Origin of the sequence: Falsiruegeria litorea R37 (assembly GCF_900172225.1) — a bacterium.
GTDB lineage: Bacteria > Pseudomonadota > Alphaproteobacteria > Rhodobacterales > Rhodobacteraceae > Falsiruegeria > Falsiruegeria litorea.
On the sequence record NZ_FWFO01000001.1, the window covers coordinates 204,590 to 225,000 of the forward strand.

At 59.2% G+C, this 20,411-nt stretch carries 27 protein-coding genes; 17 read left to right on the forward strand and 10 right to left on the reverse strand.

All coding sequences use genetic code 11. From position 1 onward, the window contains the following. Positions 1 to 330 precede the first annotated feature (330 nt). Both TRL7639_RS00995 and TRL7639_RS01000 read right to left on the reverse strand, forming a co-directional pair. Complete coding sequence (locus tag TRL7639_RS00995; RefSeq protein ID WP_085793955.1) at positions 331 to 939, reverse strand: MlaC/ttg2D family ABC transporter substrate-binding protein; 609 nt, start codon at positions 937 to 939, stop codon at positions 331 to 333. Continuing rightward, a complete protein-coding gene (locus tag TRL7639_RS01000) occupies positions 929 to 1,720 on the reverse strand; it encodes an MlaA family lipoprotein (protein ID WP_085793956.1) in 792 nt (263 codons plus the stop codon). The genes TRL7639_RS00995 and TRL7639_RS01000 overlap by 11 nt, the downstream gene beginning before the upstream one ends. A 315-nt stretch (positions 1,721 to 2,035) precedes the next feature. On the opposite strand from TRL7639_RS01000, the gene TRL7639_RS01005 reads away from it, so the two are divergent. Genes TRL7639_RS01005 through TRL7639_RS01020 form a run of 4 tightly spaced genes read left to right on the forward strand, consistent with a single transcriptional unit; the run spans position 2,036 to position 4,797 of the window. Continuing rightward, positions 2,036 to 2,494: a RidA family protein gene (locus TRL7639_RS01005; protein ID WP_085793957.1), complete on the forward strand. Its 459-nt coding sequence runs from the start codon at positions 2,036 to 2,038 to the stop codon at positions 2,492 to 2,494. After that, entirely contained in the window at positions 2,491 to 3,261 is a 771-nt protein-coding gene (locus tag TRL7639_RS01010) for a glycerophosphodiester phosphodiesterase family protein (RefSeq protein WP_085793958.1), read from the forward strand. The genes TRL7639_RS01005 and TRL7639_RS01010 overlap by 4 nt, the downstream gene beginning before the upstream one ends. A gap of 58 nt (positions 3,262 to 3,319) precedes the next feature. Next, positions 3,320 to 4,507 (forward strand): GNAT family N-acetyltransferase, encoded by a 1,188-nt coding sequence (locus TRL7639_RS01015; protein ID WP_085796195.1) that lies wholly within the window; start codon positions 3,320 to 3,322, stop codon positions 4,505 to 4,507. Beyond that, positions 4,504 to 4,797 carry a 4a-hydroxytetrahydrobiopterin dehydratase gene (locus tag TRL7639_RS01020; protein WP_085793959.1) on the forward strand — a complete coding sequence of 98 codons (294 nt, stop codon included), beginning with the start codon at positions 4,504 to 4,506 and terminating at the stop codon, positions 4,795 to 4,797. Before TRL7639_RS01015 ends, TRL7639_RS01020 begins: the two co-directional genes overlap by 4 nt. A gap of 147 nt (positions 4,798 to 4,944) precedes the next feature. On the opposite strand, the gene TRL7639_RS01025 is transcribed toward TRL7639_RS01020, so the two are convergent. After that, positions 4,945 to 5,430, reverse strand: coding sequence for a peroxiredoxin (locus TRL7639_RS01025; RefSeq protein WP_085793960.1), 486 nt, complete (start codon positions 5,428 to 5,430; stop codon positions 4,945 to 4,947). 98 nt (positions 5,431 to 5,528) lie between these two features. Between TRL7639_RS01025 and TRL7639_RS01030 the strand changes: the two genes are divergently transcribed. The 4 genes from TRL7639_RS01030 to TRL7639_RS22950 all read left to right on the forward strand — a co-directional run bounded on the left by TRL7639_RS01030 (position 5,529) and on the right by TRL7639_RS22950 (position 8,232). Further along, a complete protein-coding gene (locus TRL7639_RS01030; RefSeq protein ID WP_085793961.1) occupies positions 5,529 to 6,740 on the forward strand; it encodes an NAD(P)/FAD-dependent oxidoreductase in 1,212 nt (403 codons plus the stop codon). Then, positions 6,737 to 7,297 carry a 16S rRNA (guanine(966)-N(2))-methyltransferase RsmD gene (gene rsmD, locus TRL7639_RS01035; RefSeq protein ID WP_085793962.1) on the forward strand — a complete coding sequence of 187 codons (561 nt, stop codon included), beginning with the start codon at positions 6,737 to 6,739 and terminating at the stop codon, positions 7,295 to 7,297. Before TRL7639_RS01030 ends, rsmD begins: the two co-directional genes overlap by 4 nt. 91 nt (positions 7,298 to 7,388) lie before the next feature. After that, positions 7,389 to 8,024, forward strand: a complete 636-nt coding sequence (locus TRL7639_RS01040; protein ID WP_085793963.1) for an HAD family hydrolase — start codon at positions 7,389 to 7,391, stop codon at positions 8,022 to 8,024. Positions 8,025 to 8,061: 37 nt separating this feature from the next. Further along, entirely contained in the window at positions 8,062 to 8,232 is a 171-nt protein-coding gene (locus TRL7639_RS22950; RefSeq protein WP_165759716.1) for a hypothetical protein, read from the forward strand. On the opposite strand, the gene map is transcribed toward TRL7639_RS22950, so the two are convergent. Next, entirely contained in the window at positions 8,226 to 9,032 is an 807-nt protein-coding gene (map, locus tag TRL7639_RS01045; RefSeq protein ID WP_085793964.1) for a type I methionyl aminopeptidase, read from the reverse strand. The genes TRL7639_RS22950 and map overlap by 7 nt on opposite strands. Positions 9,033 to 9,194: 162 nt before the next feature. On the opposite strand from map, the gene TRL7639_RS01050 reads away from it, so the two are divergent. Continuing rightward, positions 9,195 to 9,623: a VOC family protein gene (locus TRL7639_RS01050; protein WP_235820226.1), complete on the forward strand. Its 429-nt coding sequence runs from the start codon at positions 9,195 to 9,197 to the stop codon at positions 9,621 to 9,623. Between the two features lie 21 nt (positions 9,624 to 9,644). On the opposite strand, the gene TRL7639_RS01055 is transcribed toward TRL7639_RS01050, so the two are convergent. Genes TRL7639_RS01055 through TRL7639_RS01065 form a run of 3 tightly spaced genes read right to left on the reverse strand, consistent with a single transcriptional unit; the run spans position 9,645 to position 11,634 of the window. Continuing rightward, positions 9,645 to 10,124, reverse strand: coding sequence for a GNAT family N-acetyltransferase (locus TRL7639_RS01055; RefSeq protein ID WP_085793965.1), 480 nt, complete (start codon positions 10,122 to 10,124; stop codon positions 9,645 to 9,647). A gap of 5 nt (positions 10,125 to 10,129) precedes the next feature. Next, a complete protein-coding gene (sfsA, locus tag TRL7639_RS01060) occupies positions 10,130 to 10,837 on the reverse strand; it encodes a DNA/RNA nuclease SfsA (RefSeq protein ID WP_085793966.1) in 708 nt (235 codons plus the stop codon). A 41-nt stretch (positions 10,838 to 10,878) separates the two neighbouring features. Continuing rightward, positions 10,879 to 11,634, reverse strand: a complete 756-nt coding sequence (locus tag TRL7639_RS01065) for an SDR family NAD(P)-dependent oxidoreductase (RefSeq protein ID WP_085793967.1) — start codon at positions 11,632 to 11,634, stop codon at positions 10,879 to 10,881. 98 nt (positions 11,635 to 11,732) lie between these two features. On the opposite strand from TRL7639_RS01065, the gene TRL7639_RS01070 reads away from it, so the two are divergent. The 6 genes from TRL7639_RS01070 to TRL7639_RS01095 all read left to right on the forward strand — a co-directional run bounded on the left by TRL7639_RS01070 (position 11,733) and on the right by TRL7639_RS01095 (position 15,931). Continuing rightward, on the forward strand, positions 11,733 to 12,272 hold the full coding sequence (locus TRL7639_RS01070; RefSeq protein ID WP_085793968.1) for a TetR/AcrR family transcriptional regulator: 540 nt from the start codon (positions 11,733 to 11,735) through the stop codon (positions 12,270 to 12,272). Positions 12,273 to 12,341: 69 nt separating this feature from the next. Beyond that, the gene (locus TRL7639_RS01075) at positions 12,342 to 13,064 is read left to right on the forward strand and encodes a competence/damage-inducible protein A (protein WP_085793969.1); all 723 of its coding nucleotides are present in this window, start codon (positions 12,342 to 12,344) and stop codon (positions 13,062 to 13,064) included. Beyond that, positions 13,061 to 13,771 carry a GNAT family N-acetyltransferase gene (locus TRL7639_RS01080; protein WP_085793970.1) on the forward strand — a complete coding sequence of 237 codons (711 nt, stop codon included), beginning with the start codon at positions 13,061 to 13,063 and terminating at the stop codon, positions 13,769 to 13,771. The genes TRL7639_RS01075 and TRL7639_RS01080 overlap by 4 nt, the downstream gene beginning before the upstream one ends. A 15-nt stretch (positions 13,772 to 13,786) precedes the next feature. Then, positions 13,787 to 14,359 (forward strand): peroxidase-related enzyme, encoded by a 573-nt coding sequence (locus TRL7639_RS01085; RefSeq protein ID WP_085793971.1) that lies wholly within the window; start codon positions 13,787 to 13,789, stop codon positions 14,357 to 14,359. Then, positions 14,356 to 15,264, forward strand: a complete 909-nt coding sequence (locus TRL7639_RS01090) for an OmpA family protein (RefSeq protein ID WP_085793972.1) — start codon at positions 14,356 to 14,358, stop codon at positions 15,262 to 15,264. The genes TRL7639_RS01085 and TRL7639_RS01090 overlap by 4 nt, the downstream gene beginning before the upstream one ends. 70 nt (positions 15,265 to 15,334) lie before the next feature. Continuing rightward, complete coding sequence (locus TRL7639_RS01095; protein WP_085796197.1) at positions 15,335 to 15,931, forward strand: pyridoxamine 5'-phosphate oxidase family protein; 597 nt, start codon at positions 15,335 to 15,337, stop codon at positions 15,929 to 15,931. Positions 15,932 to 16,018: 87 nt separating this feature from the next. On the opposite strand, the gene TRL7639_RS01100 is transcribed toward TRL7639_RS01095, so the two are convergent. Both TRL7639_RS01100 and TRL7639_RS01105 read right to left on the reverse strand, forming a co-directional pair. Then, positions 16,019 to 16,924: a LysR family transcriptional regulator gene (locus TRL7639_RS01100; RefSeq protein ID WP_085793973.1), complete on the reverse strand. Its 906-nt coding sequence runs from the start codon at positions 16,922 to 16,924 to the stop codon at positions 16,019 to 16,021. 314 nt (positions 16,925 to 17,238) lie between these two features. Beyond that, positions 17,239 to 17,919 (reverse strand): ArsR/SmtB family transcription factor, encoded by a 681-nt coding sequence (locus TRL7639_RS01105; RefSeq protein WP_085793974.1) that lies wholly within the window; start codon positions 17,917 to 17,919, stop codon positions 17,239 to 17,241. A 71-nt stretch (positions 17,920 to 17,990) separates the two neighbouring features. Here TRL7639_RS01105 and TRL7639_RS01110 point away from each other — a divergent pair, with 71 nt between their 5' ends. After that, positions 17,991 to 18,323, forward strand: a complete 333-nt coding sequence (locus TRL7639_RS01110) for an NIPSNAP family protein (protein WP_085793975.1) — start codon at positions 17,991 to 17,993, stop codon at positions 18,321 to 18,323. 98 nt (positions 18,324 to 18,421) lie between these two features. Then, on the forward strand, positions 18,422 to 18,862 hold the full coding sequence (locus TRL7639_RS01115) for a DUF4399 domain-containing protein (RefSeq protein WP_085793976.1): 441 nt from the start codon (positions 18,422 to 18,424) through the stop codon (positions 18,860 to 18,862). Positions 18,863 to 18,879: 17 nt separating this feature from the next. On the opposite strand, the gene TRL7639_RS01120 is transcribed toward TRL7639_RS01115, so the two are convergent. After that, the gene (locus TRL7639_RS01120; RefSeq protein WP_085793977.1) at positions 18,880 to 20,400 is read right to left on the reverse strand and encodes a trimethylamine methyltransferase family protein; all 1,521 of its coding nucleotides are present in this window, start codon (positions 20,398 to 20,400) and stop codon (positions 18,880 to 18,882) included. Positions 20,401 to 20,411: the final 11 nt, after the last annotated feature.

Genomic DNA, 20,411 nt, shown 5'->3' on the forward strand with positions numbered 1-20,411 from the left:
AGTCAGGTGTGGCAAAACGGGAGTGCTCCCGCGCCCGCGCTGTCCCCTGCTGCGCAGGCGACGCTGGCGGCCTTGGGCCGGGCGCCTCGCCTAACGGCTCGGCGCGGTTGCGACCAGACGTGAGTTCTCCATTCCATTCCTCAAGATTGCGAACGGTCACCCGCCGCCGCGCGCAGCGCGGCGGCCCGGCCCAACGGGAGGCGTGCATCTTCGATGCACGACCGACGGGCGGGAGTGCCCTGGTCCAGCCAGATAAGTACTCATAAAGAGAGAGCCGCCCCTTGTAGTGGCGGGCGGCTACTTTGATCACATCATCCGGGTGCTGGCGCTTCAGCCCGCCTTGGACAGGTCCGCAATCAGCTTGTTCAGATCGCCTTTGCGTCGATCCAGCATCGCGCCAATTTCCGTGCGTTCGGTCAGCAGTAGGTTCACGCCCTCGATGAACATGTTGTAGAACTTGTCCTTGCCGGACTTGTCTGACACCAGGAAGGTCACATCGAACGGGGCCGAGCCCTGCAGTTTGACCAGGCTCTTGATCTCATAACCAGCCTTGATCTTGCGGGCCGATTTCACGGTCACCTCACCGCCAATGAACTCGCGGAACCGACGGCCGTATTTACGCGATATGTAACCCTGAAACGCCTTCGTAAAGTTTCGCATCTGTGCCTTTGACGCTGACCGGGCGTCTGCGCCCAAGGCGTAGCGCGCCATGATCGGCACGTCCGCATAGCGAACGAACAATTTTTCAAAGTCGCGCAACATCGCTGCTTCGGATTTGCCAGAGGCGATGACCCGGTTGATTTCGGAAACAACATTGTTCACCAGGTTGCGCGCGCCGGCTTCGGTCAGGGCGACGGCAGGCAACGGCAGCATTGCCAGGGAAAGCCCTGCAGCGGCAGAAGCTACAAAAGTGCGGCGGTTCAAAAGATCACTCGGCATAGGGGTCCTCGTAGGGGTCTGACGCATCGGAATAGGGATCGGCGTACAGACCAAGATAGGCGTCCTCGTCATCGCCTGCCAGTTCGAAGCGGCGGTTTTGCAGGTAAATCAGGCGGGCCTGGGCGTAACTGTCTGCGCTTTCATACAAAATCGAATCGACAGTGTCCGAGAACCGGCCCCGATCGCCCATGCGGCGTACGATTTCCGTATAAAGCCCAAGGTTGTCGACCGGGCGTGTTGGGGCGAAATCCAACGGGTTGGTGAACAGGTTGACGATGACGCCGACCGCGTCTCGAGTGGTCGATGGGCCGTACAGTGGCAACTCCAAATAGGGGCCTTCGCCCACGCCCCAAACATGGAGCGTCTCACCAAAGTCCGTGTCGACCTGTGGGACCTTGAAGTCAGTGGCGGGGTCGGCAAGACCAGCAAAGCCAACGGTGGAATTGATTAGGAACCGATAAAGAGCAATGCCGCTTTCCTTGGGTTTGCCCTGCAGCAGATAGTCGACCGCCTGGCCCGGCAAAGAGATATTCTCGGCAAAAGAGTTGAAGCTGGTGACCATCGGATCGGGAAAGATTTTCACGTATCCTTTCGACGCAGGCCGGAACAGATATCTGTCGACGCCTCGATTGAACGAGTGAACCGAGCGGTTGGCGTTCTCGTAAGGGTCATGGAATGCGCCGTTGGCTTGTTCGACAGTAGTCGTCTGAGCGCAGGCCGCAACAAACAGGGCCAGAGCCATGGTGCACAAGCGCAGAGCGGTTCCGGCGAAATTGGTCATTCTGTTCGTAATCCGTTCAACAAGTTCCAGCTAGATTGCCAAGCCTTGGATATAATCGCAACCAATGTCCCTGACAGCAGCATCGCAGTATACAGGCCGATGTGTGACACAAAAGGAACAAACCCGCATTTAACTTGCTAAGTGCAGCGCGTAAAGCAGTCTGCGGTTCTTTCCGCTGAATATGGGCGATTGTTTTCTGGTTTGGCACAAACATGGTTTTTGCTGATGTGACCAATTCAGCTTGCGTTTCGGGCTTTTCGAAACTCGCGATCCCGGCTAGCGTCCCCGCGATTGCGAAATTCGAAAGGACGCGCCATGAGCATCGAAGCCAAACTTGAAAGCCTGGGTGTGACGCTGCCGGATGCTCCGGCTCCGGCGGCCAACTACGTGCCTTATGTTCAGGTGGGGGACATGGTCTATGTTTCTGGACAGATCTCGAACGATGAAAACGGTTTGATTCTGGGTAAACTGGGTGACGATATGGAGGTCGAGGCCGGCGCCGCTGCCGCCCGTCGTTGTGCCATTAACCTACTGGCGCAGGTCAAGGCCGCCTGTGGTGGTGATCTGGATCGTCTGGTGCGCGTCGTCAAGCTGACCGGTTTTGTGAATTCGACCGCAGATTTTACCGCGCAGCCGCAGGTCATCAACGGCGCGTCCGATTTCATGGTCGAAGCGTTGGGGGACGCGGGCCGTCATTCCCGATCTGCTGTCAGCGCGGCGGCTCTGCCGCTAGGCGTTGCAGTAGAAATCGAAGGTTTCTTCCAGATCAAATGATCCCTCGACTGCCACAGAGCTTTTTGGGCGCGCCTATCGCGCATCGTGGTCTGCATGATGTGAAGGACGGGCGCCCGGAAAACAGCCGCGCGGCCATCCGCGCGGCAATGGATGCGGGATACGGGATCGAGATCGATCTGCAGATGACCTCGGACGCGCAGGCCATGGTGTTTCATGACTATGACATGAGGCGCCTGACCGGCTCGCCTGGCGCGATCCGTTTGATCTCATCCCAGCAGGCGCAGGCCACGACGCTTTTGGGCAACGCGGAAGAACACATTCCCAGCCTGACCCAGGTGCTGGAGCTGGTGGCTGGTCGCGTGCCTCTGCTTATCGAGCTCAAGGATCAGGATGGGGCTATGGGCACCGCAATCGGTCCACTAGAGCGTGCCACAGTGACAGCGCTGCGAGGCTATGAGGGGCCGGTCGCGCTGATGTCGTTCAACCCCAACAGCGTGGCCCTGCTGGCCGATCTGATGCCGGACGTGCCACGTGGGATCGTGACCAGCGCCTATGATCCGGCGGAATGGCCGCTGTCACAGGTTGTGTGTGACCATCTGCGGGACATTCCCGACTTTGACCGGACCCAGTCATGCTTTATCAGCCACGAGGTTGAGGATCTGGACCGTCCGCGCGTGGCCGAACTGAAGGCAGGCGGGGCGGATATCCTGTGTTGGACCTCCAAGTCGGCAGCGCAAGATCACCTGGCACGCAGGATCGCCCAAAACGTGACCTTTGAGGGTTATCTTGCTCAAGCGCCCGCTTGATCGCCGAAGCCGGAACCACAGATAGAGGATCACAGCCCAAAGGAATTTCGAGGGGATGATGGATCAGGCGCAGATCGAAATACAGGTTCTGGGATCACTGTCGCAGGTTTCAGCGCAGGATTGGGATGCCTGCGCCTGTCCCGAGGCTGCAGATGGCGGCCGTCCGTTAGACCCGTTTACCACACACCGATTTCTGAGCGCGCTGGAAGAGAGCGGCTCTCTTGGACCTGGAACCGGTTGGCAGCCGCAATATCTGACCGCCTATCTGGACGGCATGATGATCGCCGCCGCGCCGCTGTATGCCAAGTCACACAGTCAGGGTGAATACATCTTCGACCACAATTGGGCCCATGCGTATGAGCGTGCTGGCGGGCGCTATTACCCCAAGCTGCAGGTCGCTGTGCCCTTTACCCCGGCCACGGGTCGACGGTTTCTGGTCAAGCCAGGTTATGAGGGGATCGGGCAATCGGCGCTGGTGCAGGGGATGGTGCAACTGGCGGCAGACAACACTGTCTCATCCCTACATGTCACCTTTTGCACCGAAGCCGAAGCCGAGATCGGTCGCGAGATGGGCCTGATGCACCGCACCACGCAGCAGTTTCACTGGCTCAACGATGGCTACGCAGATTTCGACGGCTTTCTGAAGGCGCTGTCCTCACGCAAGCGCAAGACGCTGCGCAAAGAGCGGCGGCAGGCCAATGACTTTGGCGGCACGATCCAAACGTTTTCTGGCGACGAATTGCGCCCGGAACATTGGGATGCCTTTTGGATGTTCTATCAGGACACCGGCGCGCGCAAATGGGGATCGCCCTACCTGACACGACAGTTCTTTGAGATCGCCCATGACACGATGGGTGATGACATGGCGCTGGTACTGGCGGAACGGAACGGAGCCTATGTGGCCGGGGCGTTGAATTTCATCGGCCGCGAGACTCTCTTTGGCCGGTATTGGGGCTGCATCGAACATCATCCCTGCCTGCATTTCGAACTGTGCTACTATCGCGCCATCGACTTGGCGATTGCCGAAGGGCTGCACCGGGTTGAGGCAGGCGCACAGGGCGAACACAAGCTGGCACGCGGGTACATGCCGACACAGACCCACAGTCTGCATTGGGTGGGTGATCCCGGCTTTGCTGATGCCATCGCCAAGTACCTTGAGGCCGAGCGCGAGGCGATTGACCAGGAGATTGAGCTGTTGACGGACTATGGCCCCTTCAAGAAGGTGGATGTGGAGGAACAGCAATGACCGAGAAACTCTCTGACGCCACCCGCGGCCCGCTGCTGGATCCGCTGTTCGACAACGGCTGGACCATGGTCGAGGGACGCGATGCGATCACCAAGACCTTCATCTTCGACAATTTTGTCGAGGCCTTTGGCTGGATGACACGGGCCGCCATCTGGGCCGAAAAATGGAACCACCACCCAGAGTGGAGCAACGTTTATCGTACGGTCGAGGTGGTGCTGACCACGCATGATGTGGGTGGGGTGTCGTCGTTGGATGCCAAACTGGCGCGTAAGATGGATTCGCTGGTCTGAGCCGAATCAAACGCGTCTGAATTTAGTCCAGTTGCTCAAGCTTTGATCAATTTGTCGGCCCATAGGCGGATTTTTGCTTGTCATATGTGACAATTATAGAGCGGGTAGAAAAACGCCCCGAAACCAGCAGCTTCGGGGCGTTCAAACTCAGATGACGTCCAACAAACCTTCACCAGCAGACAGCTCGCACATGCCGGGGTTTTCTTCGACATTCACGGCCACGACCTTGCCATCCTCGACCAGCATCGCGTAGCGGATCGAACGGGCAATCAGGCCCGCGGGCGGTGCATCAAAGCGGGCTCCGATGGCGTCGGTGAATGTGCATTCTGCGTCGGCAATCATGGTCAATCCGGCCTCGGATGCACCGGTTGCCTCGCCCCAGGCGGACATCACAAAGGGGTCGTTGACGGAGACACAGATGATCTCGTCCACGCCCTTTGCGTCGAACTGATCCTTGGTGCGGATGAAGCTGGGAACATGGGCGGAATGGCAGGTCGGAGTGAAAGCGCCGGGCACCGCGAAAATCACAACTTTGCGCCCTTTGGCCTTGTCCGCGATGTTGATCTGCTCCGGCCCTTCAGCGCCCATAAACGTCACTGTGGCGTCGGGAATTTGTTCGCCAACTGCAATCATACTTTGATACCTCGTTGTTGGATTTGCGGTTCTGTGCCCTTGGGCATATAGCTGTTGGCCGACAGGTGACCATCATTTTTTAGTGAGGCAGGAAGAAAATGAGCCATATCGTCGTGATCGGGGCCGGACAGGCGGGATCGTCCCTTGTAGCTAAGCTGCGCAAGGATGGGTTCGAGGGCGAGATCACCCTGATCGGGGCCGAGCCCGTTCTGCCATATCAGCGCCCGCCGCTGTCCAAGGCATACCTGCTGGGCGATATGGAGTTGGAACGCCTGTTCCTGCGGCCTGCGTCTTTCTACGAAGAGCAGAATATCACCGTGAAACTGGGCAGCCGTGTGACAGCAATCGATGCAGCTGCCAAGACCGTGACTGTGGGCGACGAGGTGATCAGCTACGACCAACTTGCGCTGACCACCGGCTCGGACCCGCGCCGCCTGCCCGCCAAGATCGGCGGCGATCTGGAAAACGTGTTCCTTGTTCGCGATCTGGCTGATGCCGATGCCATGGCGCCCGAGTTCAAGGATGGCGCGCGTGCCCTGATCATCGGTGGCGGTTACATCGGGCTCGAGGCGGCGGCTGTCTGCGCCAAGCGCGGTGTTCAGGTCACCCTGGTCGAAATGGCCGACCGCATCCTGCAACGTGTTGCTGCGCCTGAAACCAGTGACTATTTCCGCAACCTACACGGCAGCCATGGCGCCGACATCCGCGAAGGCGTGGGCTTGGATCACCTCGTCGGCACCAATGGTAAGGTGACCGGTGCTGTTTTGACCGATGGCACCGAGCTTGAGATCGATTTTGCCGTTGTGGGCGTGGGCATTACCCCCGCAACCCAACTCGCCGAGATGGCCGGTGTCGAGCTGGACAATGGCATCAAGACCGACGCGCACGGCCGCACCTCTGATCCGTCGATCTGGGCCGCTGGTGACTGCGCGTCGTTCCCCTACCAAGGCGAGCGTATCCGTCTGGAAAGCGTTCCCAACGCGATCGATCAGGCCGAGGTTGTGGCGCAGAACATGATGGGTGTGGACAAGGACTACATCGCCACCCCATGGTTCTGGTCGGATCAGTATGACGTCAAACTGCAAATCGCGGGTTTGAACACCGGCTATGACCGCGTCGTGACCCGCAAGGGCGAGGGGCTGACAACCTCGTTCTGGTACTACAAGGGCGATCAGCTGCTGGCCGTCGACGCCATGAACGACCCGCGCGCCTATATGGTCGGCAAGCGACTGATTGATGGTGGCAAGACAGCTGATCCCGCAGTTGTGGGTGATCCCGAGGCGGATCTGAAACCGCTTTTGAAAGCGTGAGGATCATTGCGGGCGATTTCCGAGGCCGCGCCTTGGCCTCGGTCGGTAAAGGGGATGCGGGCGCACACCTGCGTCCCACCACGGACCGCGTCCGCGAAAGCCTCTTCAATGTTCTGATGCACACGGGCGCTATTCCAGACGCCCGCGTGCTTGATTTGTTTGCGGGTACTGGCGCGCTCGGGCTTGAGGCGTTGTCGCGTGGTGCGGCCCACGTCAGCTTTGTCGATGACGGGCGCGTGGCGCAGGGGTTGATCCGCAAGAATATCGACCTGACCCGCAGCAGGGACCGCACGGCGATGATCCGGCGGGATGCCACGCGATTGGGACCCAACGCTGACGCGCCTTATGATCTGGTGTTCCTTGATCCGCCGTACGGCAAGGACCTGGGTCAAAAGGCGCTGAACCTGGCCGCGGCCGGTGGATGGATTGCAGATGACGCCCTGATCGTCTGGGAGGAAAGCGCCCCGATGGACGTGCCAGAGGGGTTCGATCTGCACGACCGGCGCAAATACGGCGACACGCATGTCACGCTGCTGTGGCGCTCTGTTTCAGAGTGAAATGATACGGGCGGGCCTTTGCCGAGCCTGCGTTTGCGACCAACAATCCCGACCGCTAGACCTGTCCCGAAAAGCGATTTGGAGCAGAGACATGGTTGATTTGGTGATTTTCGATTGCGATGGCGTGCTTGTGGACAGCGAAGTGGTATCGAACCAGGTGATGGTCGACAATCTGGCCCGCTACGGTGTGCAAATGACGCTGAAAGATTGCATGAGCCAGTTCGTCGGCACCACGATGATGGGCGGTATGCAGATGGCGCGCGACATGGGCGCGGACTTGCCGGACAACTGGATCGATGAAATCTATGCCGAGACCTATGCTGCGCTGAAGGGCGGCGTGCCTGTGGTGCGGGGTATTCCCGGAGTGCTCGCGCATCTGGATACGCGCGGCATCCCCTATTGCGTCGCTTCAAATGGCAGTCGCGAGAAGATGCGGATCACTCTGGGTCAGAATGGCCTGTGGGAGCGGTTCGAGACCGTCATGTTCTCGGCGCATGAGTTCGGTGTCGGCAAGCCTGAACCCGATCTGTTCCTGGCAGCCGCGCAGCATTTTGGGGCCAAGTCACCAGCTGTGATCGAAGACAGCCCAAGCGGCACTCTTGCGGCGCAACGGGCAAGCATGCGGTGCTTTGGGTATGCCGAGCATGATGACGGTGCCCGATTGGCGGCCCATGGCGCGCAGGTGTTCCACGACATGGCCGATTTGCCCGCGCTTTTGGAACTGTGAGGCAATTTGTGCTACCGTGCTTTGCATGGATCGCACGATGACACCGAGCCTATGGGGGCCGTTTGAGCGTACAAAAGAAGCTACGGGACCAGAGCGTAAGCCGCGCCGGTCATCCGTGTTCATCCATGATTCGGTGACGCCCGTGGGGGATACGACCTTGTTGCTGGCGCTTTGGCAGAACCAGCAAGCCAAAGAGGACGATCAGTAAGTTGGGTGGAACTTGCCGCCCGGTGACAGGGTAAAGATCTCGACCCCGTCCGCTGTCACACCCACGGAATGTTCGAACTGCGCCGACAGTGATTTGTCGCGGGTCACGGCGGTCCAATCGTCGGCCAGTGTCTTGGTCTCGGGACGGCCCAGGTTCACCATCGGTTCGATGGTAAAGAACATGCCCTCTTCCAGAACCGCACCGGTGCCGGGACGGCCATAGTGCAGAACGTTGGGCGGAGCGTGAAACACCTGACCCAGGCCATGACCACAGAAATCGCGGACAACGCTCATCCGATGCGCTTCGACGTAAGCTTGAATCGCGTGACCGATATCTCCGAACGTGTTGCCCGGCTTGACCATTTCGATGCCTTTGAACAGGGCGTCATGGGTCACCTGGATCAGGCGCTCGGCCTTGCGTGGCAATTTGCCCGCCACATACATCCGTGAGGTGTCACCGAACCAGCCGTCGACAATAACGGTCACGTCAATGTTCAGGATATCGCCATCCTTGAGCCGCTTGTCCCCCGGAATGCCGTGGCAGACCACATGGTTCACACTGATGCAACTGGCGTGCTGATAGCCCTTGTAACCGATGGTGGCCGAGGTCGCGCCCGCGTCTTCGACCATCTGGGTGATCATCCCGTCGATGGCACCTGTGGTCTGGCCCGGAAACACGTGCTGTGCGATGTCGTCCAGAATCTGCGCCGCAAGCGCCCCTGCGGCGTGCATGCCGGCAAAGTCGCCTTGTTCGTAAATGCGGATGCCGTCCTTTGTCAGGCGGCCACGATGTTCTTTCATCAACGCGGGGCTCCATTCGTTGCGCGCTTGGCCCTTATTTAGTCTGCTTGCGCGGAAAGGGCCAGAGGGCGTTCGATTGCTGGCCTTTGGCCCATACCCGAGTGAGACGCAAGGTCCTATGTTGTTTCGTCGGACATATCGGTTTCGTGATTTGATAATCCCATGGGCTTGGTCAAGCGTTTGGCGCAACTACGAACCCAAACAGAACAGGACAATCAGATGATCGGTTATGTCACCGTCGGCGTGTCAGATATGGAACGCGCCAAAAGCTTTTACACAGGACTGTTTGCCGACAAGGGCGCAAAGGTCGTGATCGACGCGGGCCGCATCGCTTTTATCGGCGCTGAACCGGGCGCGCCCATGGTGGCCGTTTGCACGCCTTACGATGGCGAGGCGTGTCACCACGGCAACGGCGGCATGATCGCTTTTCCTGCCGACAGTAAGGACGCAGCACAGGCCATGTACGACCGTGCCATCAGCCTGGGTGCCACAGACGAAGGCGAACCGGGACAGCGTGTGCCGGATCGATTCTACGGTGCCTATGTGCGCGACCCCGACGGCAACAAGCTGTGCTTCTACGTCTTTGGCTGAACCTTTACGGTCTCTGGCCGCTCAGGTCAGAGACTTCTCGAACCGCCAGATTTCCAATGGATAGGTTCCGACGCCTGCCTCGAAGCGCAAGATTTCAGTGCGTGCGTTGACCCAGCCACGCTTTTCATAAAATCGCGCGGCGCGGTCATTGCCGACGGCACAGGCCAACCAGGCGGTCGCGTGGCCGCTCGCTTGAATACGCCGCTCACCGTCTTGGATCAGGTCAGCCGCCAACCCCGTGCCGCGTGCCTGGGCAGAGACATACATCTGATTGATCTCATCCTTCAGAACCACACACAGACCAAAGACTTGCCCATCCTGAACCGCGATACGGGTTGTAGCTGCGTACTTCACCAGCCGCGAGGCGAAGCTGTCCAGGGTGCGCAGCTTGGTCAGATCACTTGGCACAATGTCAGCATGCGCTTCGTGCCAGCCTGCGTGCCACACCTCAGCCGCTTGCGGAATTAGGTCTGTTGTCAGTTCGGTTATCTCATAACTCATAATTGTTACTCGGTCCGCAGGGTGCGCGAGGTATCGACGGTGATCCCATCGGGAGAGATCCGCGTGGCATAGATCAGACGCTCGACACCGTTTTGATGCGCGGCATCAAAAGCCGCCGCATAGGCCGGGTCGATGTCTGCGGCCAGGGCAAAGCGATCACAATCGGTCCGTTGCACCAGATAGAGCATGATGGCGCGATGGCCGTGTTCAACCATTTTGGCCAATTCGTTCAGGTGCTTTGTGCCGCGTGCGGTGACGCTGTCGGGAAATTCGGCCAGGCCCGGCCGGCGTGACAGGGTCACGCTTTTGACCTCGACATAGGCATCGGGCAGGTCGGGGCCCGAGAGCAGAAAGTCGATCCGGCTTTTCTCGCCATACTTCACCTCAGCCCGGACGGTGTCATAGGCCGCTAACTCAGGGAGCTCCCGCGCTTCAAGAGTCGCGCGCAAGGCCCGGTTGGGGACCGAGGTGTCGACGCCGGTGAAATGCCCGTTCTCGTGATCGACCAGCCGCCAGCCGTATTTCAGCTTTTTCTTGGGATCGTCATTGGGCTCCAGCCAGATTTTCGATCCCGGTTCCGCCAACCCCATCATCGAGCCGGGGTTGGCGCAATGCGCCGTCACTTCGCGCCCGTCCTCTAGCGTGCAATCGGCCAGAAAGCGTTTGTAGCGGCGGATCAGGCGGGCGGGGATCAGGGGGGTGGGGAAGTTCATGCCCCAGGCCTATCGCACCCCCGCCCATGGGAAAAGAGGGATCAGGCCACGCCGGCCATTACACCCCCGTCCACGTCCCAAATCGCGCCAGTTACCCAAGTCGCGCGGTCCGACAGCAGATGCACGACCGTCTCGGCCACATCCTGTGCCTGACCCACGCGTCCAATGGGATGGAAGCTGTCGAACCCGTCAGTCAGTGTGGCCTCGATCTCATCGGGGTTGATAAAGGCGCCATAGATCGGGGTGACGACGACAGCGGGCGAAACGGCGTTGACCCGGATGTTGTGCGGGGCGAGTTCCATCGCAAGATGTTGGGTCAGGGAATGCAGCCCGGCCTTGGCCATGGAATAGGCTGAGGATGGCGTGGCTTTGATTGCCTGTTTTGCCCACATCGACCCGATATTCACGATCGCGCCGCTGCCATGTTTGACCATGTTGCGCGCCACGGCCTGGGTCGCAAAAAAGGTCGCGCGGTTCAGGTCCATGTAGCTGTCATAATCCTGCGCGTCATGATCCAGGAAGGGTTGGGGGGTAAAGGTTCCCGCGGCATTGATCAGGCCGGTGATGTGTCGGGGGGTGGCGTCGATGGCCTGGATCAGGCGGCTTACATGAGCTGTGTCGCGCAGATCGGCCTGCAGTGTTTCGACCGCCTCGCCCAAGTCGGCTTGCGCGGCTTGCAACTTGTCCTTGGACGAGCCGACAAGTGTCACGTGTTCTCCGCGTTCGACCAGAATGCGCGCTGAGGCAAGGCCCATACCGCTCGACCCGCCGATGATGAATGTGGTTGTCTGTGTCATGAAGTATTTCCCTATCTACTAGTAGGTAGATAGATTGGCGATTGCGTTTTTTATTTCAACCCCTATCTACTGATAGGTAGAAAATTTGGTGAAACCACATGGCCCAACCCGACACTGTGACCCGTATTCTGGACATTGCAGAGCGCATGGCGCGGCAGGGCGGATACAACTCGTTCAGCTTCCGCGACATCGCGGGTGAGATCGGGATCAAAGCTGCCAGCGTGCACTACCACTTTGCCAACAAAGAGGCGCTTGGGGCCGCGATAGCCGAGCGATACACAGAGAACTTCCTGACTGCTTTGGGCGAGCCGGGGGATGCTGCCCCTGATGATATGATCCAGCGCTACGTAGCGGCTTATCGCAGTGCGTTGTTGGACGATGGGTTGATGTGTCTGTGTGGGATGTTCGGCGCGGAGATCAGCGATCTGCCTGCTCCGGTTGCCGTAAAAACCCGTATGTTCTTCGAACGCAATATGGACTGGCTGAGCAATGTTTATGTCGCCAAGGACTTTGATGCGGGGAACGCGCGCGTCAAGGCAGGTGCTTTGATCGCGCAGCTAGAGGGTGCGATGATCTTGGCACGCAGCCTGGATGACATGGCGCTTTTTGACCGGATATCTGCGACACCTGCGCCTTAGACGCTTTCTGCCCTTGCGGGGCAGGGCAGGACAGATATCTTGCAATCGCGTTTCACAGGAGGCCGACCCATGTCGAACCCAAAGGCTGCCATGCTTGTCATCGGGGATGAGATCCTTTCGGGGCGGACCCGTGATGCCAACATGTTTCACCTGGCTGGGGAGCTGACGAAACACGGCATCGATCTGTGCGAGGTGCGGATTGTCAGCGACGATGCAACTGCCATCGAGCAGGCGGTCAAGGCGCTGTCGGCGGCCAATGACCATGTGTTCACCAGCGGCGGCATTGGCCCCACCCATGACGACATCACCGCCGATTGCATCGCGCGCGCCTTTGGTAAGCACATCGACGTGCGTGCGGACGCGCGGGCACTGCTCGAGGCGCATTACCAAGCGACTGGGCTGGAGCTGAACGAGGCCCGCCTGCGCATGGCCCGTATTCCGGACGACGCTGTTCTGATCGAAAACCCGGTCTCGACCGCGCCCGGTTTCACATTGGAGAATGTCCATGTGATGGCCGGCGTCCCCAGCGTGTTCCGCGCCATGGTCGCCAGCGTCCTGCCCACATTGACTGGCGGTGCTCCGCTTTTGTCACAAACCCTTCGCGTCAATCGCGGCGAGGGGGACATCGCCTCGACCCTTTCAACGTTGGCCGAGGATTTCGCTGATCTGTCGATCGGCTGCTACCCGTTTCAAAAAGACGGTGTGTTCGGTGCGAATGTGGTTGTGCGTGGCACCGATGGGGCACGCATTGACGCCGCAGTGACCCGGCTGGCGCGGGAGTTGGAGCTGTGAGCGTGAACTGGTTTGATGTCATCGACCAGACCTGGCCTGCCGCAGCACGACATGCTGTCGGTCCTTTTGTGCTGCGCGAGGGGAAAGGCGGCGGCAGCCGTGTGTCAGCCGCGACCGCAGATGGCCCCGTGACCGAGGCAGAGATTGAAACGGTTGAGGGCGCAATGCGCAACCTTGGACAGAAGCAGATCTTCATGATCCGTCCGGGGGACGAGGCGCTGGACGCGCAATTGGACGCGCGCGGCTATCAGGTTGTCGATGCTGTCACGATCTATTCCTGCCCGGTGGCACAGCTGACCGATCTGGTCATCCCGCGTGTCACCGTTTTTACCATTTGGGAACCGCTGGCGATCATGCGCGAGATCTGGGCAGCCGGTGGGATTGGTCCCGCGCGACTGGCCGTGATGGATCGTGCCAAAGGACCCAAGACCGGTATCCTGATGCGTTTCAATGACAAACCCGGTGGGGCTGCCTATGCCGCCATTCATGACGGGGTTGCCATGGTCCACGCTGTCGAAGTCGTCCCATTCCAACGCAAGCAGGGCCTGGGCAAATGGGCGATGCGCGGCGCGGCCTTTTGGGCGCAGGAAAACGGTGCCAACACCTTGAGCGTGATGTGCACCGATGCAAACGAAGGCGCCAATGCGCTCTACCGCTCGCTGGGAATGCTACCGGTCAGCAAGTATCACTACCGCCATCTTGTCTAGGGGAGAGAGACAGACGTGACCAAAGACAACCAACCCACCGCCTTGGATCTGCCCATGGTCGATCCGCTGCCGGAAGAGACGCAGCGCTATTTCGACATCTGCGTCGAAAAGCTGGGCATGGTGCCCAACGTGCTCAAGGCCAACGCCTTTGACATCGACAAGCTGAACGCCTTTACCAACATGTATAACGACCTGATGCTGGCCCCTAGCGGGTTGAGCAAGCTGGAGCGCGAGATGGTCGCTGTTGTGGTGTCGTCGATCAACAAATGCTTCTACTGCCTTGTGGCGCATGGCGCAGCCGTGCGGCAATTGTCAGGCGACCCCAAGCTGGGCGAGATGTTGGTGATGAACTATCGCGTCGCGCCCTTGGATGTGCGCCAGCGTTCGATGTTGGATTTTGCCGAAAAGGTCACCACTGCCAGCGCCAAGACCGAAGAAGCTGATCGCCAAGCGCTGCGCGACGTGGGGCTCTCTGATCGGGACATCTGGGATCTGGCCAACGTGATCGGGTTCTTCAACATGTCCAACCGCGTGGCCAGCGCCACTGCTATGGTGCCCAACGACGAGTATCACAGTCAGTTCAGATGATCCGGTCCCTTGCTCTCTGCGCCGTGTTTGCGGCCTTGCCTGCTGCGGCGCAGGAGCTGGCTTTGCCGCCTGAGGCGCGGCAGCTCACCAACAGGGACAATCCGCTGGACAGCTACGAATTGCCGATTGCCGTCTGGGACGGCACCGGTGTTCCCTCGCGAGAGGTGCAGGGGCGCGTGGTCAAGCGCACCTGGCGCATGTCCGTGGGCTCAAAGACGACATTGCAGGTCTTTGCCGCGCTGCGGAATCAGATCGAGGCCCAGGGGTATGACGTTTTGCTGGATTGCCCCGCAGAGGCTTGCGGGGGATTTGATTTCCGTTTCGGCACCGAGGTGGTTCCATCGCCGGATATGTATGTCTCGATTCGAGATTACCGGTTCATGTCCGCAATCCGAGAAGATGAGGTGTTGAGCCTGCTGGTCAGCCGCAATCCTCCTGACGCGTATGTTCAGGTCATCACGGTGACACCCGCCGAGGTCGTCCCATTGGAGGTTGCTCAAACGGATGAAGCTGAAGAGGTGCCCGAGCCAGGTATTGCAGCAAACCTAGAAGCCTCGGGGCATGTGATTCTGAATGATCTCGAATTCGAAACTGGGGCAGATGCCTTGGGCAACGGACCCTTTGCTGTTTTGTCTGAATTGGCCGACTGGTTGAAACAGGATGAAGCGCGCCGGGTTGTTCTTGTGGGGCACACGGACAACATCGGGCTGCTTGAACGCAACACCGCGCTAAGCCAACGCCGTGCCGAGGCCGTAAAGGCGCGCCTGATCGAGGCCTTTGAGGTGGCGGCGGAACAACTGGAAACGGCGGGAGCAGGATATCTTGCGCCGGTGGATTCGAATGCGACACCTGAGGGACGTGAAGCGAACCGACGTGTCGAAGCCGTTGTTTTGCCGGTTCGATAAGCCGTGATTGAAAGGGGGGATGCCGCTGGTTTTCAGCCCCCCCGACAGCATTTACAAAGGGAACAGTAGTTTGACTCCTGCACGACTCAGAGAACTTTATGGGGACGCGTCCCAACATGCGGCGGCCAAGGTCATTTCGCATTTTGATCATCATTGCCGCATTTTCATTGAACACGCCTCTTTCCTGATTTTTGCGACGTCAGATGGCACAAATCTGGACGTATCTCCCAAGGGGGACCCTGCGGGATTCGTCAAAGTCGAAACCGATAGAACACTGCTGATCCCCGATCGTCCCGGCAACAACCGGATTGATGGGCTAATGAATATTCTGGCTCATCCCAAAGTGGCGCTTCTGTTTCTGATCCCGTCGGTGTCCGAGACGTTGCGCGTGAACGGAACTGCCGAAGTCCTTGAGGAACGGGACTTGTGTGATCAGTTCCAAATCAATGGCCGCAGCCCCAAAACGGTCATTCGGGTTACGGCGGACGAGGTCTTTACCCATTGCGGCAAGGCGCCAATGCGCGCGAGGCTGTGGAAGCCAGAAAGTTGGCCCGCGGAACGGCCGGTTGCGACACTCTATGAAATGGTTCGGGATCATTCGGAACTGGACGTGGCTTCGACCGATCAGGCCTACACGGAACAGCGTTATCGCGAGACGCTGTACTAATCGGGAACTCAAGGCAGAAATGAAATTGACCCCGCATGCAGAAGCAAACGGGGTCCAGTTGGTCTGCCAAGGGAAGCAAAATTGGCGTTACCAGTCCATCGGGCCTTTTTCGGAAAAGGAATGGACAAGAAAGTCGATGAAAGCGCGGACTTTGGGTTGTGTGAAACGTCCGGGCGGGTAGACCGCATAGATGCCCTGAGTTTCATCCGGCAGCGACGGCATGGCGTCCTCGACCAATCCCTGTTCCAGTGCATCAGCATAGAGGTAGCTGGGCAAGTAGGCGATCCCCAGACCCGAGATGGCGGCGTTGAGCAGGGATTGTCCGTCATTGACGCTCAGCCAGCCAGCGGTGCGCACCTGACGCTTTTCACCCGAAGGGGCCGTCAGTTTCCAGACGTTGCCGCTGGACTGGTTGGAATAATGCAACAGCTTGTGTTCGTTCAGGTCGTCGATCTTTTGCGGGCGGCCGTATTTCTCGAAATACTCCGGGCTTGCGATCATGCGTTTGGTGGTTTCCGTCAACTTGCGGGCGCGCAGAGTGCTGTCTTCGAGCTCACCAATGCGCACGGCCATGTCGAAGCCTTCGGAAATCAGCTCAACATAACGGTTGTTGAGGACCATGTTGACCGTGATGTCCGGGAAATCAGATAGGAAATCCGACAGAACCGGCGACAGGTGATTGACGCCAAAATCGGTGGCCACGCTGATCCGCAGCAAGCCCGAGGGCGCAGATTGCATCGAGGTGACAAGCGCGTCCGCCTCGCCTGCATCGTTCAGAACACGGCGGGCACGGTCGTAATAGGCCAGGCCGATCTCGGTCGGGCTGACACGCCGCGTGGTGCGGTTCAAAAGGCGCGCACCCAAGCGGGCCTCCAGGCTTGAGACGTGCTTGGAGACAGCCGATTTTGAGATGCCCATTTTCTTGGCGGCATCTGTAAAACCCCCTTGGTCCACCACATTGGCAAAGGCTTCCATTTCGGTCAGTCGATCCATGCTCGGTTCCTCAGCTTATTCAGCGTTTCGAGGGTCGGTTATGCTGGTCAATCTGGGCGAGAACGGGGCAGAGGTGAGATAATATCAGGGTTTTGTCGCGGATCGTTTGCGTCATGGAAACGACGAAACAATCGTTTCCGGCCCTCTTTCATCGCCACCTGCGCGACCTTCGGTCTTGCGTCCTGCGGACGGCGGGGGCCCGGCAGCGCGCGGGCATTGCCCGCGCGCTGCCGGGCCCAACGGGAGGAGAGGTTCCGCTCAGGAACCTAGACGACGGGCGGGAGGGCTTGTTTTTTCGTACAGGTCACTTTCGATCAAACAGGAAACCATTGTTCGAACATTTTGCGGCCCGCCGCAGTAAACTGTACATGCCGCGATCCGGACGTGCGTTGGATCCAATCCCGCTCTTCCATATGCGCAAACATCGCGCGCCCCAATCGCCCGGCAAGGTGGGTTTCCCGCGCGCTCCAATCCAGGCAGCCAAGACATAAGGGTGCTTTGCTGCGGGTAGGAGCAGACAGATCAATCCCGAATTCGGTAACAAACGCGCGCCCTTGATCGGTCAGTTTCACCAGATCGTCCGCTTCTGTCAGAAACCGGCGCTGGATCATCGCGCGATACATCTGCACGCCCCGCGTTCCGGCCAGGTGATTGTAGCAGACCCGCGCTTCTCGCAACTTGGCATCCTTGGGCCCGGTCCGCGTTCGCAGGTGCCCGTGGCCTGCAGCCAAGCCCATCAGGCTTTCCAAAGTTGCCGCCACGTCCGGCCCCGAGAGCGAATAGTACCGATGGCGTCCTTGCCCGCGCAGGCGCAACAGCCCGCCATCCAAAAGCCGTTTGAGATGGGTGCTGGCGGTCTGCGCCGTAACACCGGCCTCGGACGCAAGCTCGGTCGCGGTGAGCGCCTTGCCAGCCATCAGGGCGGTCAGAATGTTGGCGCGCGCCGGATCGCCGATCAAGGCGGCCACGCGTGCGATGTCAGGTCCGTTTTTCATACTTCGATCATAGTCGAAGCATCAGCGGGGCGAAAGTGTTTAGACCATCGCTACTGACACAGGAGATCCACATGCTGACATGTTTCATTCGTTACCACATCGACCCGACCAAGACCGAGCAGTTCGCTGAATATGCGCGAAACTGGGGGCAAGCCATTCCAAGATGCGGCGCTGACCTGATGGGTTATTTTGCTCCGCACGAGGGGTCGTCCACTTTGGCATATGGGGTCTACAACATTCCCAACTTGGCTGAGTATGAGGCCTATCGCCTGCGATTGGCTGCAGATCCTTTAGGGCGGAAGAATTACGATTTTGCGCAACGGGAGAAGTTCCTACTGCGTGAGGATCGCACCTGGTTGAAATGTGTTTCCACCCCGCACAGCGCAAAACACCCTTCGGAATGAAACGGCGTGTTGGCGATTGACGCGGCCAAATTCGAAAACTGGGCGCGTTGTGCTATCGTCCATAGATGTCGAAAGACATTTTTTGAGGAGAGAGATAGATGAAACACCTTGCTGCCATTCTAGCACTGACCTTGCTCGCGGTCCCCGCCTGGGCTGGCGGGGAAACGCCGTCCAGTCCCGATGCGCGTGTCTACTTTGCGAACCTATCCGATGGGGACGCCGTTTCGTCTCCGGTTACAGTGGTCTTTGGCCTCAGCGGTATGGGCGTGGCGCCTTCGGGTACGGAAAAGGAAAACACAGGCCATCACCACCTGCTCATCGACCGCCCGCCATTGGGTGAGGGCGAGGATGGTGCGGATGAGTTGTCAAACGGCTTACCAGCAGACGACAACCATCTGCACTTTGGCGGAGGCCAGACCGAAGTGACCTTAGATCTGTCGCCCGGACAACATACGCTGCAATTGGTGCTGGGTGACTATGGACATGTGCCCCATTCCACACCGGTTGTGTCCGATGTGATCACCATCACGGTGGAATAACGCGGTTGCCACACTGCCTAGTGCCAAAGGTCCGGTAGGGTGGCTTTTTTACGGTCCATGAAGTCCCTCAGACTTTCGTCTATGGCCGCATCCAGCGAAGGGGCTTCGTACCGCTGCAGGTCTTCTTTCCACTTTCGATTGGCGCGCCGAATCGAATCTGGGCCGCCCTGTTCCGACCAGGTCTCAAACGGTTGCGTGTCGGACAGCTCGGCGTCGTAGAACGCGGTTTCATAGTTGCGCATGGTGTGGCCGCAGCCGAAGAAGTGACCGCCGGGGCCAACCTCGGCAAAGGCGTCCATTGCAAAGGCTTCGTCGTCCAGGGGCAGGCCACCTAAGAAGCGGTGCATGGCGCCGAGATAATCCGCGTCCATGACCAGTTTTTCGTAAGACATGGTCAGCGCGCCTTCCAACCAGCCCGCCGATTGCAGCACAAAGTTGGCGCCGCTCAGGACGGCGGCATGCAAGGCGGTGACGCTTTCCATCATGGCTTGTCCGTCCGGTACCTTGGAACTGGTGAAGGCGCCTGAGCAGCGGATCGGCAGCCCGACCCGGCGTGCCAGTTGCCCGGCGACGTAAGAGGCGAGTGCGGATTCAGGTGTGCCGAATGAGGGCGAGCCGGATTTCAGGTCCACGGTCGTCACGAAGTTGCCAAAGACCACCGGTGAACCGGGCCTGACCAATTGGGCCAATGCGCATCCCACCAGCACTTCGGAATAGGCTTGCGTTACAGCAGCGATCATCGACACCGGCGCCGTCGCGCCGCCCAGGACAAAGGGGACAATGACCGGGCATTGATTGGCGGCGGCATAGGTTCGGATGGCGCCGGACATGGCATAGTCAAAAACCAGCGGTGAGTTCATGTTGATGTTGGCCATGATCACGCAGTTTTGGTCGACAAACTCCGCCCGAAAGGCAAGACGCGCCATTTCGATACTGTCTTCGGCCCGTTCCGGGGCGGTGACCGAACCCATGAAGGGCTTGTCGCTCCACTTCAGATGGGCATAGACCATGTCCAGATGGCGCTTGTTCACCGGCAGGTCGGTGGGCTCGCAGGTGGTGCCGCCGGAATGGTGCAGCCAAGGCGACATGTAGACCAACTTAGTCAGGTTCTCGAAATCGCGGATCGTGCCATAGCGCCGCCCGCCATCCAGATCGCTTACAAAGGGCATGCCATAGCCTGGGCCAAAGACTACATTCTTGCCACCCAGATCAATCGTCCGCGCGGGATTGCGCGCGTGCTGGCGAAAGGTCTTGGGTGCGGTTTCCAGTGCCTTCTGCAGCAGCCCGGGCGGGAAACGGACCCGGTCGCCTTGGACCTCGGCGCCTGCGTCGTGAAACAGGCGGAGCGCCTCTGGGTCTTCGACGAAGCGGACGCCGATTTGTTGCAACAATTGCTCTGACCGGGCCTCGATCTGTTCCAGGCCTTCGGTGCTGATCAAGTCATAGGTTGGGATTTCTCGACGCGCGCCAGTGATGATCTGCGGGGCGATTTTGCCTGTGGGTCTTTGGGTGCGGCGGCGACGGGCTGGGCGTGTCATGATCCCTCTCT

Excerpts from the sequence above, each read along its gene's own strand:
- TRL7639_RS00995 (WP_085793955.1), bottom strand. The coding sequence starts at position 939 with ATGCCGAGTGATCTTTTGAACCGCCGCACTTTTGTAGCTTCTGCCGCT.
- TRL7639_RS01000 (WP_085793956.1), bottom strand. The coding sequence starts at position 1,720 with ATGACCAATTTCGCCGGAACCGCTCTGCGCTTGTGCACCATGGCTCTG.
- TRL7639_RS01005 (WP_085793957.1), top strand. The coding sequence starts at position 2,036 with ATGAGCATCGAAGCCAAACTTGAAAGCCTGGGTGTGACGCTGCCGGAT.
- TRL7639_RS01010 (WP_085793958.1), top strand. The coding sequence starts at position 2,491 with ATGATCCCTCGACTGCCACAGAGCTTTTTGGGCGCGCCTATCGCGCAT.
- TRL7639_RS01015 (WP_085796195.1), top strand. The coding sequence starts at position 3,320 with ATGGATCAGGCGCAGATCGAAATACAGGTTCTGGGATCACTGTCGCAG.
- TRL7639_RS01020 (WP_085793959.1), top strand. The coding sequence starts at position 4,504 with ATGACCGAGAAACTCTCTGACGCCACCCGCGGCCCGCTGCTGGATCCG.
- TRL7639_RS01025 (WP_085793960.1), bottom strand. The coding sequence starts at position 5,430 with ATGATTGCAGTTGGCGAACAAATTCCCGACGCCACAGTGACGTTTATG.
- TRL7639_RS01030 (WP_085793961.1), top strand. The coding sequence starts at position 5,529 with ATGAGCCATATCGTCGTGATCGGGGCCGGACAGGCGGGATCGTCCCTT.
- TRL7639_RS01040 (WP_085793963.1), top strand. The coding sequence starts at position 7,389 with ATGGTTGATTTGGTGATTTTCGATTGCGATGGCGTGCTTGTGGACAGC.
- TRL7639_RS22950 (WP_165759716.1), top strand. The coding sequence starts at position 8,062 with ATGACACCGAGCCTATGGGGGCCGTTTGAGCGTACAAAAGAAGCTACG.
- map (WP_085793964.1), bottom strand. The coding sequence starts at position 9,032 with ATGAAAGAACATCGTGGCCGCCTGACAAAGGACGGCATCCGCATTTAC.
- TRL7639_RS01050 (WP_235820226.1), top strand. The coding sequence starts at position 9,195 with ATGGGCTTGGTCAAGCGTTTGGCGCAACTACGAACCCAAACAGAACAG.
- TRL7639_RS01055 (WP_085793965.1), bottom strand. The coding sequence starts at position 10,124 with ATGAGTTATGAGATAACCGAACTGACAACAGACCTAATTCCGCAAGCG.
- sfsA (WP_085793966.1), bottom strand. The coding sequence starts at position 10,837 with ATGAACTTCCCCACCCCCCTGATCCCCGCCCGCCTGATCCGCCGCTAC.
- TRL7639_RS01065 (WP_085793967.1), bottom strand. The coding sequence starts at position 11,634 with ATGACACAGACAACCACATTCATCATCGGCGGGTCGAGCGGTATGGGC.
- TRL7639_RS01070 (WP_085793968.1), top strand. The coding sequence starts at position 11,733 with ATGGCCCAACCCGACACTGTGACCCGTATTCTGGACATTGCAGAGCGC.
- TRL7639_RS01075 (WP_085793969.1), top strand. The coding sequence starts at position 12,342 with ATGTCGAACCCAAAGGCTGCCATGCTTGTCATCGGGGATGAGATCCTT.
- TRL7639_RS01090 (WP_085793972.1), top strand. The coding sequence starts at position 14,356 with ATGATCCGGTCCCTTGCTCTCTGCGCCGTGTTTGCGGCCTTGCCTGCT.
- TRL7639_RS01100 (WP_085793973.1), bottom strand. The coding sequence starts at position 16,924 with ATGGATCGACTGACCGAAATGGAAGCCTTTGCCAATGTGGTGGACCAA.
- TRL7639_RS01105 (WP_085793974.1), bottom strand. The coding sequence starts at position 17,919 with ATGAAAAACGGACCTGACATCGCACGCGTGGCCGCCTTGATCGGCGAT.
- TRL7639_RS01110 (WP_085793975.1), top strand. The coding sequence starts at position 17,991 with ATGCTGACATGTTTCATTCGTTACCACATCGACCCGACCAAGACCGAG.
- TRL7639_RS01115 (WP_085793976.1), top strand. The coding sequence starts at position 18,422 with ATGAAACACCTTGCTGCCATTCTAGCACTGACCTTGCTCGCGGTCCCC.
- TRL7639_RS01120 (WP_085793977.1), bottom strand. The coding sequence starts at position 20,400 with ATGACACGCCCAGCCCGTCGCCGCCGCACCCAAAGACCCACAGGCAAA.